The following is a 12,822-nucleotide window of genomic DNA, read 5'->3' on the forward strand; positions in this document are numbered from 1 at the left end:
GTCGACCAGGATGCTCAGCCGGCGCAGCGGCGTTGCCGGCGCCCGAACTCCAGCCGCAGCTGACGCAGGCCCAGCGTTTCCGCCGCCTGCATCAGCTGGGACCAATAGCTGCGGCTGACCGGGTGATCCTCGCCCGCCTCTTCGAGCATCAGCAGCGCCTGCTCGGACTTGCCGCCTTCGATGAGCCCGCGGAACTTGCGCGACGCCGGCGTGCCGGGCACCTCCGCGGCGGCGATCTGGAGCATGTCGACCACCAGGGATCGGCGTTCGTCGAGGTCCGTCAAGATTTCCGCCTGCGGATGGTCGCGAGGCCCGCCAGCGCGACGCCCACCAGCGCCAGCGAAGCCGGCTCCGGCACCGCCGCCGCGATGACGGCCGAGACCGTGCCCGCGGTGATCTGCCGGCAGGTGGTGCTGCTCACATCGGTGCACTCCCATCCATCGACGACGGACACGGTGCCACCCGCGTCGGTGAGGGCCGTGGCGAACATCAGGTCGAGGTAGGGCGTGTCCAGCGCATAGCCGGCCCAGGCCAGGCCGGTGGAACCCCACAGATTGCTGAAGTAGCCGATGTTGTTGCCGTCCGCCGAGTTGTAGTTCCAGCCCAGGCCGCCGTTTGTCGAGGTCTGGATGCTGTACTCGCCGTAGTCGCCGCCGGTGTACCAGGGGTCGTCGGTCGCCAGCGTCGGATTCCAGGCCGAGCTGTCCCACTGGAACCAGCCGGTGGCGGTGCTGCCATCGTCGAAGCTCACGTCATTGAGCGTCCAGGTGACGAGGCTGGCCTGGGCGGTCGAAGCCAGTGCCATCGAAAGGACGGCGCCGAGGGCAAGGGCGCGCGGGCTCAATTCCCCAGCTCCTTCAGGTGCTGCTCCAGCAGGCGGCCGGTTTCCACCATGCGTGCCTGCTGCATCTTGAACTCGTTGGCGATGTCGTTCAGCGACTTCTCCAGCTTCGGCAGCGCGAGCTTGGCGTAGAAGCGCTTGCCGTGCAGCGTGCGCAGCGCCTGCATGTCGATCACGACGGTCTTCAAGATGCCGGAGAACTCCTTGCGGCTCGCCTCGCCTTCGTTGAAGAAGCTGTCCTTGATCTTCTGCACCGCTTCGACGTTGTCGAGCGTCAGATAGCCACGGGCACGCGTGATCCGCGTTTCCAGGGACTCGTAGTCGCGCCACAGCGAACCCTGGACATCGGCACCGGGCTTGCCGATGCGCCCCTGGATGCTGGTGGCCTGGGTCACGAACTTGCCCTTCTCCGCCTTCTCCCCCTGCACCAGCTTGGACGCCGTGTCGATGTAGCTTGTCACGCGCTTCACGTACTCGGCAATCCGGTCCCGTTCGCCATTGATCAGCGCGATCTGGTTGATGATCTTTTCTCTGGCGTCGGTGACCGGCTTGGCGAGCTTCAGGATCTCCTTGCCCAGTTCGGTGGTCTTCGTGCATTCGTGATATTCCGTGACCTTCGTCAAGGTCTTCAACCGATCGACGATGACCTCCTGCAGATTCGCTCGGAAGCCGTCGTCGTTGAAGGCATTGGAGTACGCGGTTCCATCGGAGTTGGACTGGCTCTCGATCCTTGTCAGGTCTTTCTGCGATCGCTGCATCTCCAGCAGCAAGGCTTCCGAGTGCTCGTCACCCTTCTTGATCAGCTCCAGATTGCGCTCGACGTCGCCGTACACATCCTTGGCCATGCGCTTGTAGTCGGCCATCGCGCTGTCCAAGGTCTTGAGATTGGTCTGCGCCAGCTTCAGGCAGTCGTCGAGGATCGTGTCGATCTTCTTCAGCATGTCCTTGGTTGAGAGCTTGTCGGTCAAGCCCTTGGCAAGGCGTGTCTTGAAATCGACGTCGGAAAAAGTCGGCATGGTTGGTGGCCCTCCTAGTTTTTTGATGGCGCGAAGCGAGGCTCGCGCAGAGCGCGGCAGCATGCCGCAGCGAGGGAGCGGCCGCCGTGACTTGAGATGCCGCGTCAAGCAATCAAGACGGCGGGTATGCGTGGCCGGCGCGGTCTGCGCGGAAAACGACGCGCTGGCAGAATTCCCGCGCATGACCCGTCCCCCACAAGAGTCGTTCGTCCAGCACCAGGAGATCGAGGTGCCCGCCGACGCGCCGGACAGCTTCGCCAGGTTCCAGATCGTGGTCCGCCCGATGTTCGACGTGGTGCGCCTGCGTGAAGATCTGCCCTTCTTCGCTCGTTCGTCGATCACCTTCCTGCCGGACGTGCTGCTGTCGCACGCCAGGACTTCGGCCTCGCGCTTCGACCGCAACCAGCGTGCCATCGCCCGCTCCGGCATCGACGACATCCTCGTAACGGTCTACCTCAGCGGATCGTTCACATCCGAGATCGACGGCCGGGTGAGCGTCGTGGAGGCCAACGAGATCGCCTTCTTCGACCTGACGCGGCCCTTCTCCATCGAGAGTCGGCAGCCGATCCACAACATCGCGCTGCACATTCCGCGGCGCCGGCTGGCGGCGCTGATGCCAGCGATGACCGACATCCACGGCTTCGTGCTGCGGCAGGGTGCCACGAAGCAGTTGCTGCTGGCCCACCTGCGCGCCTGCGTCGAGGAAGCGCCGCGGATCAGCACGGCCGAATCGCAGGCCGTCAGCGACGCGACGCTGCAGCTGGTCGTCGCGGGCCTGCAGTCCGCCAAGCGCCAGGCCGCCGGCTCGGCCGCCCACGTGGGCCTGGCATCGCTGACCGACATGACGGATTTCATCGAGGAGCAACTGGGCCGCGCCGACCTCGGGCCGGAGGTGCTGGCCGATGAATTCAGCCTCTCCCGGGCCACGCTGTACCGCCTCTTCGAGCCGCTGGGCGGCGTGGCGGCCTTCATCCTCGATCGCCGGCTGAACCGGGCCCTGCAAGCCATCACCGCCCCGCATGCCGCCCACCTGCGCCTGAAGCAGCTGGCGCACGAGCTGGGTTTCGCCCACCCGACCTCCTTCACCCGTGCCTTCAAGAAGCGCTTCGGCATGCCGCCGCACGAGGTGCGCGCACTGCGCAGCTATCCCGACGAGGTGCAGTCGGCGGCGTGGCGGCAGGCGCTGATCACGCATCTGCCCTTGATCGGCGCGGCCACCAAAAGCGCGACATGACGGCCGCCGGCGGGGCGGTGTGACACGGTAGGCTAGCGACCCCACCCAGCCACCGCCACGCCGCCATGCACTTCTCCAAGCCCCTGACCCTCGCCGCACTGAGCGATCTGCGGCCCACCCAGATGGCCTTCGGCGCCGCCGAAGTCCTGGCCAAGCGCGCGGAGTGGGCCCGCCTCAAGCGGCGCGACCGCGCCCAGGCACTCGCGGAGCATTGGTTCCCCGCCGTGCGCGGGCCCGGCGAGCACTTCTACATCGTCGATCACCACCACCTCGGCGCGGCGCTGCTGCAGGAAGAGGTCGAGCAGGTCTGGGTCATGCAGCTGGCGGACTACGCGGACCTGCAGATCGACATGTTCTGGCGCTTGATGGAGTTCCAGCACTGGGCACACCCCTACGACGCCGAGGGCTGCCGCCGCCACTACGAAGACATGCCTTCCCGGCTGGACGACCTGGGCGATGACCCCTATCGCAGCCTGGCCGGCCTGGCACGCCATGCCGGCGGCTTCGCCAAGGACACGGCGCCCTACGCCGAGTTCGTCTGGGCCGAGTTCTTCCGCCGGCAGCCCGGCCTGCGCAAGCTCGGCGCGCTCAAGCCCGGCAGCTCGATCCCGACCGCCAAGCTCAAGCTCGCGATGGAGCTTGCGCACGGCCCGGACGCACGACACCTGCCCGGCTGGAGCGGCAAGGCCGAGGCGGCATGAAGACTCCGGCGCTGCGCCCGGCCGACCTGATCGCCGGTCTGTCGATGGCCGGCCTGCTGCTTCCCGAGGCCGTCGCCTACGCCGGCCTCGCCCGGATGCCGCCGCAAGCAGGCGTGATGGCGCTGTTCGCCGGCCTGCTGGTGTACGGGCTGCTGGGCAGCAGCCGCTTCGCCATCGTCTCCGCCACTTCGTCGTCGGCCGTGCTGCTGCTGGCCGCCATGACCAGCATGACCGCTGACCTGGCGCCCGGCGCGCCCGATCAACGGATGGCGCTCGCGGCGGGCCTGGTGCTGCTCACCGGCGCGCTGTTCGTGCTGGCCGCGCTGGCGCGGCTCGGGGCTCTGTCCAGCCTGGTCGCCAAGCCCGTGCTGCGCGGCTTCTCGATGGGCCTGGCGCTGACGATCGTGCTGAAGCAATGCCCGACCCTGCTGGGTGTCCAGCTCGAACACAGCGACTTCTTCCGCCTCGCGTGGGACCTGGTCGCGGCGCTGCCGCGCTGGAACTGGGGCAGCGCCGCGGTCGGCGTCGCAGGACTGGTGCTGCTGAAGCTGTTCTCACGCTGGCGCACACTGCCCGGCGCGCTGGTCGTGATTGCGCTGGGCGTCGCGTTCGACCTGGCGGGTGGCGACCGCCTGTGGAACATCCCCGCCGTCGGCACGCTAACGCTCCATTTCGACGGACTGCGCTGGCCGATGCTCGCGCGCGAGACGTGGCTGCGCCTGGGCGAGCTGGCCTTCGCGCTCGCCCTGATCCTGTATGCCGAGTCCTATGGCTCGATCCGCGGCTTTGCGGTCCGGCACGGCGATCCAGTCAATGCCAACCGCGATCTGCTCGCGCTCGGCGCCGCCAATCTGCTGGCCGGCCTGCTGCAGGGCATGCCGGTCGGTGCGGGCTACTCGGCCACCTCGGCCAACGAGGCCGCTGGCGCAACGAGCAAGGCGGCGGGGCTGCTGGCCGCCGCGGTGGTGCTGCTGGCCGCGCTGACCCTGCTGCCGTGGATCGCGCACACGCCCCAGCCGCTGCTGGCGGCGATCGTGATCCATGCGGTCGGCCACACCCTGGCCCCCGGCGGGCTCGCCCCCTATTTCCGCTGGCGGCGCGACCGGCTGATCGCCCTGTTTGCCTTCGCGGCCGTGCTGCTGCTGGGCGTGCTCGATGGCCTGCTCATCTCGATTGCCGCCAGCCTGGCCCTGCTGTTGCGCAGTCTCGCGGCCACGCGCATCAGTTGGCTGGGCCGGCTGGGCGACAGCCATGACTTCGTAGACCTGGCGCGCCATGCGGATGCACGCGCGCCGGCTCGCACACTGATCGCACGGCCGGACGTGCCGCTGTTCTTCGGCAACGCCGATGCGGTGTTCGCGGCGCTGCGGGATCGCGTCGCCGCCGCATCCGACGTGGACCGGGTGATCCTGAGCCTGGAGCAATCGCCGGACCTCGACGGCACCAGCCTTGAAGCACTCGCCGAGTTCGCGGCCTGGGTCCAGGCTCGCGGCCAGCGCCTGCTGCTGGCCCGCGTGAAAGATGAGCTGCAGGACCTGCTCGCCCGAGCCGCCCTGCCCGGCCTGCCATCGGCCGACGCCTACTGGAGCGTGGACGACGCCGTTGTCGCGGCATGATGGCGACCATGAAACGTCGCGATGCACTGATCCTGATGGCCGCCACGCCGGCACTCGCCGCCCGGGCGCAATCCTCTCCGACGAGCGAGGGCAGCCTGCAGGCCCTTGTCGAGCAGCGGGCCGGCGCGCAAGACCTGACGCCGGACACCGCGCTGGCCGCCGCGCGCATCGACGGCATGAAAATCGAGCTCGGCGCACGCGCCTGCGGGCCCGATTCGCTGTTCGAGATCGGTTCGATCACCAAGACCTTCACCGCCCTGCTGCTGGCCGACGCCGTCGTGCGGGGCAAGCTGAAGCTCGAGGATCCGGTCGAGCAGGTGCTGCCGCAATCGATCAAGCTGCGCGACAGCAAGGACCAGCCGCTGCGCTGGCTGGACCTGGCCACGCAGCGCTCCGGCCTGCCGCGCCTGCCATCCAATATGGCGCCGCGCACGCCGGCCAACCCTTACGTCGACTACGACGACGAGGCACTGCTGAGCTTCCTGAAAGACTGGCATCCGACGCGCGAGCGGCAGGCCGTCTACGAGTACTCCAACCTCGGCTTCGGCCTGATGGGCCGGGCGCTGGCCTGGAAGGCCGGCAAGCCCTATGCAACGCTGCTCGAGGAACGCGTGCTCAAGCCGCTGGCGCTCGACGAGGTGATGCTCGTGCCCTCGGGCTCACGCCGTCTGGTGGACGGCCACGATGCGAAGGGCAAGGTCGTGCCGCACTGGGGCTTCACCGAGGCCATAGCCGCCGCGGGCGCGCTGCTGGCCACGCCGCGTGGTCTGGCCCGCTACGCGCAGGCGGCGGTGGGTGCCTTCGAGCATCCGCTGAAGGAGGCGTTCGCGCTGTGCCTGCAGCGTCGTGCCGACGGTGCCGCGCCGAAGAACCCGATCGGCCTGGCCTGGAACCTCGCGCCGCTGGATCAGCGCTGGATCTACGGCCACGACGGCGGCACCTTCGGCTTCTCCAGCAGCTTGTGGCTGGATGTCGACCGGGCCCGCGCCTCGCTCGCGCTGTGCGCTGCCTTCGTGCCGGTGACCGACCTCGGCCTGCACCTGATCGATTCGCGCATCCCGCTGCAGGACTTTTCCAGCACCAAGCAGGCAGCTGTCACTGTCGACGCTGAGCAGCTCGCCGCGCTGGACGGCACCTACGCGATGAACCCGCAGTTCAAGATCACCATCAGCGCCCGCGGTGCCCGCCTGTTCGCCCAGGCCACCGGCCAGGGTGAGTTCGAACTGTTCGCCAAGGGCCCGCGCGAGTTCTTCGCTCGCGTCACGCCGCTGCCGATCAAGTTCGACGGCGACACCGGCCCGACCCCGGGACTGACGGTGCTGCAGGGCGGCCAGCATCTGCGCTTCGTGAAGGAGTAGCTCGGGCTCAGCCCTTGCCGTACAGCACCATCTGCGTGCAGCGGAACAGCGCGATCGTCTTGCCCGTCTCGCGGTGCGTGACGACCGCGTCCCACACCTGCGTCGTGCGGCCCAGGTGGGCGGCGGTGGCCACGCACTCGATCGTGCCCTCGCGCGCGGTGCCCAGGTGATTGGACTTCAGCTCGATCGTCGTGAAGCCGACGGCACCTTCCGGCAGGCTGGCCACGCAGCCGTAGCCCGAGGCGGTATCAGCCAGGGTGACGACGCTGCCCGCATGCAGGAAGCCGTTCGGCGCCATCACGCTCTTCTGTACCGGCAGCTCCGCCCGCACCTCGCCGCGCGCGATGCTCTTGATCACGATGCCCAGGTGGCCCGGCAGCATCTCGGCACCGCGGCGGTTGAATTCTTCAGGATCGATCATCGTCATCCCTGCCCACTGTGTATGCGTCCATGAACAGCCATTGTCGGGGAGAACACCGCCTTGACGGCCCGGCCGCCTCGGGCACCATGCGGCCCATGAGCACCACCCCACGCATCCGCACCGGCATCGGCGGCTGGACCTTCGAGCCCTGGCGCGACGGCAACTTCTATCCCAAGGGCTGGCCGCACGGGCGCGAGCTGGAGTACGCCAGCCGCAAGCTCAGCGCGATCGAAGTGAACGGCACCTACTACAGCTCGCAGAAGCCGGCCACCTTCGCGAAATGGCGCGACGAGGCGCCCGACGATTTCGTGTTCTCGCTGAAGGCCAACCGCTTCGCGACGAACCGGCGCGTGCTGGCTGAGGCGGGCGAGTCGATCGAGCGTTTCATCGGCAGCGGCATCGTCGAGCTGGCGCACAAGCTGGGGCCGATCGTCTGGCAGTTCGCACCGACGAAGCGCTTCGATCCGGCCGACTTCGAGGCCTTCCTGAAGCTGCTGCCGGAGAAGGCCGATGGCATCGCGCTGCGCCACGTGCTGGACGTGCGCCACGAGACCTTTCTGTGCCCCGAGTTCCTCGCGCTGGCGCGGCGCTACAAGGCCGGCACCGTGTTTACCGATTCGGACGACTACCCGAGCTTCGCCGACCTCACGGCAGACTTCGTCTACACGCGGATGATGCGCACCGACGCCTCGCTGCCACTGGGCTGCACGCCGGAGACCCTGGACGCGCTGGCCGCCTGCGGCCAGGCCTGGCGCGATGGCGGCGAGCCGGCCGGCGTGCCGCGCGTGGAAGCTGGCACGCCGCCGGAGGCGAAGCCACGTGACGTGTTCATGTTCTTCATCAGCGGCGCCAAGGAGAAGGCGCCGGCCGCGGCGATGGCGCTGAGGGAGCGCCTGGAATCGCCGCAATAGGCCGCGATTACTTCTTGGCGGCGGTCGGGCGGCCGGCGGCCGTCGGGTAGGCCGACATCACGCGGGTCGGGTCCTGCGTGTCGAGGTAGGCGACGTACTGGCCTTCGGTGCAGGGCAGCGCCTTGCCGGACTGGAGCTCGCCCTTGTACTCGCCCTTGGCGTAGACGAAGTGGTAGCTGTTGGCGGCGCCATCATCCTTGGTGTCGAGCTTGGCGCTGTACTTGGCGGCGCATTCGGTGCGCAGCGTTTCGACGGTGACGCCCTCGGCGGCATGGGCGAAGGAAGCGGCGAGGGCCAGGGAAGCAAGCGTCAGCAGCGATTTCATGGGTCTGGGATTCAAGGTGGATGAGCGATGACGCAGCGTAGCAAGCGCCCCTGCTCGCGGCCACCCATAACTGCGGGGTTCAGCGGAGTTTCGAGCTCCGGAATTACCCTGGCAACACCTGACCCCCGATGACGAAGATCAGGGTTTGCGCAGCAAGCCGAGCATCGGCGAGGGCGGCGTGATCGAGGCGTCGAACGGGTGTTCGCGCAGCCCGCCGATGGACGCAATGATGCGGCGCACGTACATGCGCGTCTCCGCATAGGGTGGCACGCCGCGGTAGCGTTCGACGGCGCGCTCGCCGGCGTTGTAGGCCGCCAGCGCCAGCGACACGTCGCCCTCGAAGTAGGCCAGCAGCCAGCGCAGGTAGGCCATGCCGCCGCGGATGTTCTGCACGGGATCGCTGAGCTTCCTGACCTTGAAGCGCGTGGCGGTGTCGGGCAGCAACTGCATCAGGCCCTGGGCGTTCTTGGCCGAGGTGGCGAGCGGGTCGAAATTCGACTCCGTCGCCATCACGGCCAGCACCAGCGCAGGCGCGAGCTTGTACTCGGGCGCCTCCAGCTTGACGAAGCGGACCAGCACGTCCGGCGCATTGGGCGGCAGCGGCTGCGCGTTCAGCAGCTGCATGCTGGTCATCGGGGTGCGCTTGGGTGCGGCCGCCAGCGGCGCGGGATCGGTGTCGGGCGGGCGCAGGCAGGCCGGCGGCGGGCCCAGCGGCGTGCCCATCGACTTGATCATGTTCTGCGCCTGCACCATGCCCTGCTCGGCCGCGGCGGCGAACAGGTGCGCGGCCTGCGCGTCGTCGCGCTCGATGCCGCGCGAATTCGTCAGCATCCAACCCAGTGCGTACTGCGCCAGCGGATCGCCGTAGCGCGCGGCGCGGCAATAGAGCTTGGCCGCCTGCACCGGATCGCGCGGCATGCCGTTGCTGCCGTACTCGTAGGCCTCGCCCTCTTCGCGCCAGCGCTGTACCTGCGAAGGCACGACCGGCCCGACCTCGGGCGGCGGCGTGCTGGGGCGCGGCAAGGATTCGAGCGTCAGGCCAGGCAGGTCAACGCCGTTGCTGTTCTGCGCGAGGCAGGCAGCGCTTGCCGACAGCAGCAGGCATGACAGCAGCGCTGCACGCATCGGGCTCAAGCTCAGCGAATCGAAGGGAGGCTGCGCAGCGACTTCACCGCGGTCTCGCCGAAGGCGGCGCCGAAGCGCTTGGCCAGGCGCTCGGCGACGTTGTCGCGCGGCGTGTAGTCGATGACGTCCTCGGCCTTGACGACCTCGCGGGCGACGAAGTCGAGGTTGCCGTAGTGGTCGGCCAGGCCCAGCTTGATCGCTTCCTCGCCGTTCCAGAACAGGCCCGAGAACATCTCCGGCGTTTCCTTCAGCCGCTCGCCGCGGCCTTCCTTGACGACGGCGATGAACTGGCGGTGGATCTGGTCCAGCATGGCCTGCGCATAGCCGCGCTGCTTGGGGTTCAGCGGGGTGAACGGATCCAGCATGCCCTTGTTCTCGCCGGCGGTCAGCAGGCGGCGCTCGACACCGACCTTGTCCATCAGGCCGGTGAAGCCGAAGCCGTCCATCAGCACGCCGATCGAGCCGACGATGGAAGCCTTGTCCACGTAGATCTCGTCGGCGGACGCAGCGATGTAGTAGGCGCCGGAAGCGCAGATCTCCTCGACCACGGCATAGACCTTCTTGCCGTGGATTGCCTTCAGCCGCTTGATCTCGTCGTAGACGATGCCGGCCTGCACCGGGCTGCCGCCGGGCGAGTTGATGCGCAGCACAACGGCCTGCGCGTTCGGGTCCTCGAAGGCGCTGCGCACGGCCGACAGGATCAGCTCGGCGCTGGCGTCGGTGTCGCTCGCGATCTCGCCGCGCACCTCGACCAGGGCCGTGTGCGGGCCGGTCGGCACGGCCATGCCGTGGCGGTTCTGCGTGAAGACGAACCAGATGGCGCCGAACAGCAGCACCAGCCAGAAGATGCGCACGAAGCGGCTCCACAGGCGCTGGCTGCGGCGGTCACGCAGGTACTCGCGGGCGAATTCGGCCAGCAGTGCTTCGTAGTTCGCAGGCCGAGCGGAAGAAGCGGACGCGGAGGCCGGTGCCGCAACCGGTGCAGCAATAGGCACAGGCGCCGGCGTCGGATCCGGAATCGGCGGGGGCAGCTGGGTTTCGTCGTTGGGGCTCATGAACCGCTTCTTCTTCAGTCTTCGAACGCAGGCCGCGTGTCGCGGGAAGGATACCAATACACCTGTCCCTCACGCTCCTCGACGGCGATCTTGGTCAAGCCCATGCGGCCGCACATGCCCATCACGCAGCGGCCGGTCTTCGGGTCATACACCGCCCCGTGGATCGAGCAGATGATGTACTGCTTGCCACTGTCCAGGAACTCGCCCTCCTGCCAGTCCATCTCGGTCGGCACGTGGGCGCAGCGGTTCAGGTAGGCATGGACCTCGCCGTCGAATCGCAGCGCGAAGGCCGTGGCCGACTGGCGGTACTGCATCACGTCGAAGCAGTGGGCCTTGCCGCGCTCCTGCAGTTCGGCGGAGGGGCACAGCGGCAGCGGTGCGGCCGCGTTGTCGTTCTTGTCGTTGTCAGGCATGGTCGATCAGCCATTGGTGGAGTTCCGCCGTCGTGTGGGCAACGAACAGCGGCTTGAACTCGGCGAAGCTCTCATGGTCGTGCGCGCCGTAGCTGACACCGACGCAGGGGCAGCCGGCGTTGACGGCCATCTGAAGGTCGTGCGTGGTGTCGCCGATCATCAGGGTGCGCTCGGGCTCGGCGCCGAACTCGCGCATCAGTTCCAGCAGCATCTGCGGATGCGGCTTGCCCTGGGTCTCGTCGGCCGTGCGCGTGCCGTCGAACATCGCCGCCAGGCCGGAGACCTGCAGCACCTCGTCCAGGCCGCGGCGATTCTTGCCGGTGGCCACCGTCAGCCAGTGGTGGCGCGCCTTCAGCGCGGCCAGCATCGCCTCGGTGCCGTCGAACAGGGTCACCTCGTGCTGCGCGCCCAGGTAGTGGTGGCGGTAACGCAGGCCCATTTCCTTGTAGCGCTCGGGCGGCAGTTCGGGCACGGCATGGGCCAGCGCCGGGTACAGGGCCATGCCGATCACGTAGCTGGCAGCCTCGTCCGACGGGCGCGGCAGGCCCAGGTCGACGGCGGCGTTCTGGATGCTGCGCGTGATCAGGGCGGTGGAATCGAACAGGGTGCCATCCCAGTCGAAGGCGATCAGGTCGAACTGCTGGGGTCGGCTCATCGTTTCAGGTCTGCAATCAGTTTTTCGCACTCGGGGGGCAAGGGCGCCTCGAGTTCCAGGGTCTCTTCGGGCCGCGCCGGATGCGCAACGCGCAGGCGCTTCGCATGCAGGAACATGCGCTCGAACTTCAGCGGACCGCGGGCGATCGCGCGGTTGGCCTCGAAATCGCCGTACTTCGGGTCGCCGACGATCGGATGGCCGGCGTGCTGCAGGTGGACGCGGATCTGGTGGGTACGGCCGGTCTTGATGGTCACATCGAGCAGCGAGTAGCCGGGGAACTTCTGCGCCACCTTGACAAGGCTGATCGAGCGCTTGGCCTGCTCGGCCTGTGGGTCGTGCGAATTCTCCACCGCGCGCACCCAGCGCTCGCCGTCGCTGCCGGTGAACTTCAGCAGCGCCACGTCGAGCACCTTCTTGTTGCCGGGCCAGTCGCCGATCACCAGCGCCGCATAGGTCTTGCCGGTCTCGCGTTCGCGGAACTGGTCCTGCAGATGTGTCAGCGCGCTGCGCTTCTTCGCGATCAGCAACAGGCCGGAGGTTTCCTTGTCGAGCCGGTGGACGAGTTCGAGGAACTTCGCCTCGGGCCGCGCGCGGCGCAATTGCTCGATCACGCCGAAGCTGACGCCGGAGCCGCCATGCACGGCCACGCCGGCCGGCTTGTTGACGGCGATCAGGTGATCGTCTTCGTAAATCACAGGAAACTCACGGGCGGGCACGTGGGCCGCCGCGGCCTCGCCGCTCGCCCGCTCGGGCAGGCGCACGGGCGGTACGCGCACCTCGTCACCCAGCTCCAGCCGGGTGTCGGCCTGCGCGCGGCCCTTGTTGACGCGCACCTCGCCGGCGCGGATCACCCGGTAGACGTGCGTCTTCGGCACGCCCTTCAGTTCGCGCAGCAGGAAGTTGTCCAGACGCTGGCCGGCGGAGTTCTCATCCACCGTAACCCGGCGTACCGCCGGCGCGGGGCTAACGTTCAAAGTCAGCGCACGCTCACCGGCGGGGCCAGGTTTTGCGCTAACTGTCTGTTTCAGCGCAGTACGGCTCGGGTGGGGATTTCCAGCGGCCGGCGGCTTATGTTTGGCCCTTATAATATTGCTCGCCACGTTACCGCCGTAAGTATTTGATTTATCTGATTTTAGCGGCGGCAGCAGGTA

The 12,822-nt window shown here is 68.1% G+C and carries 15 protein-coding genes; 5 read left to right on the plus strand and 10 right to left on the minus strand.

Going from position 1 to position 12,822, the window contains the following annotated elements; genetic code table 11:
* Nucleotides 1-14: 14 nt before the first annotated feature.
* The 3 genes from SNE35_RS06800 to SNE35_RS06810 are packed head-to-tail and all read right to left on the minus strand — an operon-like array spanning nucleotide 15 to nucleotide 1,857.
* The gene (locus tag SNE35_RS06800; RefSeq protein ID WP_320422106.1) at nucleotides 15-284 is read right to left on the minus strand and encodes a hypothetical protein; all 270 of its coding nucleotides are present in this window, start codon (nucleotides 282-284) and stop codon (nucleotides 15-17) included.
* The gene (locus SNE35_RS06805; RefSeq protein WP_320422107.1) at nucleotides 281-844 is read right to left on the minus strand and encodes a PEP-CTERM sorting domain-containing protein; all 564 of its coding nucleotides are present in this window, start codon (nucleotides 842-844) and stop codon (nucleotides 281-283) included. Before SNE35_RS06805 ends, SNE35_RS06800 begins: the two co-directional genes overlap by 4 nt.
* Entirely contained in the window at nucleotides 841-1,857 is a 1,017-nt protein-coding gene (locus SNE35_RS06810; protein WP_320422108.1) for a hypothetical protein, read from the minus strand. Before SNE35_RS06810 ends, SNE35_RS06805 begins: the two co-directional genes overlap by 4 nt.
* 181 nt (nucleotides 1,858-2,038) lie before the next feature.
* Here SNE35_RS06810 and SNE35_RS06815 point away from each other — a divergent pair, with 181 nt between their 5' ends.
* The 4 genes from SNE35_RS06815 (at nucleotide 2,039) to SNE35_RS06830 (ending at nucleotide 6,766) form a co-directional block, all read left to right on the plus strand.
* Nucleotides 2,039-3,091 carry a helix-turn-helix domain-containing protein gene (locus SNE35_RS06815; RefSeq protein ID WP_320422109.1) on the plus strand — a complete coding sequence of 351 codons (1,053 nt, stop codon included), beginning with the start codon at nucleotides 2,039-2,041 and terminating at the stop codon, nucleotides 3,089-3,091.
* A gap of 65 nt (nucleotides 3,092-3,156) precedes the next feature.
* Nucleotides 3,157-3,792, plus strand: a complete 636-nt coding sequence (locus SNE35_RS06820; protein WP_320422110.1) for a ParB-like protein — start codon at nucleotides 3,157-3,159, stop codon at nucleotides 3,790-3,792.
* Nucleotides 3,789-5,408, plus strand: coding sequence for a SulP family inorganic anion transporter (locus SNE35_RS06825; RefSeq protein ID WP_320422111.1), 1,620 nt, complete (start codon nucleotides 3,789-3,791; stop codon nucleotides 5,406-5,408). Before SNE35_RS06820 ends, SNE35_RS06825 begins: the two co-directional genes overlap by 4 nt.
* A gap of 8 nt (nucleotides 5,409-5,416) precedes the next feature.
* Nucleotides 5,417-6,766, plus strand: coding sequence for a serine hydrolase (locus SNE35_RS06830; protein WP_320422112.1), 1,350 nt, complete (start codon nucleotides 5,417-5,419; stop codon nucleotides 6,764-6,766).
* Between the two features lie 7 nt (nucleotides 6,767-6,773).
* Here the strand turns inward: SNE35_RS06830 and SNE35_RS06835 are convergent, their stop codons facing one another.
* Nucleotides 6,774-7,193 carry a PaaI family thioesterase gene (locus tag SNE35_RS06835; RefSeq protein ID WP_320422113.1) on the minus strand — a complete coding sequence of 140 codons (420 nt, stop codon included), beginning with the start codon at nucleotides 7,191-7,193 and terminating at the stop codon, nucleotides 6,774-6,776.
* 89 nt (nucleotides 7,194-7,282) lie between these two features.
* On the opposite strand from SNE35_RS06835, the gene SNE35_RS06840 reads away from it, so the two are divergent.
* Nucleotides 7,283-8,098 (plus strand): DUF72 domain-containing protein, encoded by an 816-nt coding sequence (locus SNE35_RS06840; protein WP_320422114.1) that lies wholly within the window; start codon nucleotides 7,283-7,285, stop codon nucleotides 8,096-8,098.
* A 7-nt stretch (nucleotides 8,099-8,105) separates the two neighbouring features.
* Here the strand turns inward: SNE35_RS06840 and SNE35_RS06845 are convergent, their stop codons facing one another.
* The 6 genes from SNE35_RS06845 to SNE35_RS06870 all read right to left on the minus strand — a co-directional run bounded on the left by SNE35_RS06845 (nucleotide 8,106) and on the right by SNE35_RS06870 (nucleotide 12,699).
* Nucleotides 8,106-8,423 carry a hypothetical protein gene (locus SNE35_RS06845; RefSeq protein ID WP_320422115.1) on the minus strand — a complete coding sequence of 106 codons (318 nt, stop codon included), beginning with the start codon at nucleotides 8,421-8,423 and terminating at the stop codon, nucleotides 8,106-8,108.
* Between the two features lie 138 nt (nucleotides 8,424-8,561).
* Complete coding sequence (locus SNE35_RS06850; protein WP_320422116.1) at nucleotides 8,562-9,548, minus strand: lytic transglycosylase domain-containing protein; 987 nt, start codon at nucleotides 9,546-9,548, stop codon at nucleotides 8,562-8,564.
* An 11-nt stretch (nucleotides 9,549-9,559) separates the two neighbouring features.
* Nucleotides 9,560-10,603, minus strand: a complete 1,044-nt coding sequence (locus tag SNE35_RS06855; protein ID WP_320422117.1) for a S49 family peptidase — start codon at nucleotides 10,601-10,603, stop codon at nucleotides 9,560-9,562.
* A 14-nt stretch (nucleotides 10,604-10,617) separates the two neighbouring features.
* Complete coding sequence (locus SNE35_RS06860; RefSeq protein WP_320422118.1) at nucleotides 10,618-11,016, minus strand: Rieske (2Fe-2S) protein; 399 nt, start codon at nucleotides 11,014-11,016, stop codon at nucleotides 10,618-10,620.
* Nucleotides 11,009-11,671 carry an HAD family hydrolase gene (locus SNE35_RS06865; protein ID WP_320422119.1) on the minus strand — a complete coding sequence of 221 codons (663 nt, stop codon included), beginning with the start codon at nucleotides 11,669-11,671 and terminating at the stop codon, nucleotides 11,009-11,011. The genes SNE35_RS06860 and SNE35_RS06865 overlap by 8 nt, the downstream gene beginning before the upstream one ends.
* Nucleotides 11,668-12,699 carry an RluA family pseudouridine synthase gene (locus SNE35_RS06870; RefSeq protein ID WP_431312722.1) on the minus strand — a complete coding sequence of 344 codons (1,032 nt, stop codon included), beginning with the start codon at nucleotides 12,697-12,699 and terminating at the stop codon, nucleotides 11,668-11,670. Before SNE35_RS06870 ends, SNE35_RS06865 begins: the two co-directional genes overlap by 4 nt.
* Nucleotides 12,700-12,822 lie beyond the last annotated feature (123 nt).

Source organism: Roseateles agri (assembly GCF_034043675.1).
Lineage (GTDB): Bacteria > Pseudomonadota > Gammaproteobacteria > Burkholderiales > Burkholderiaceae_C > KK5.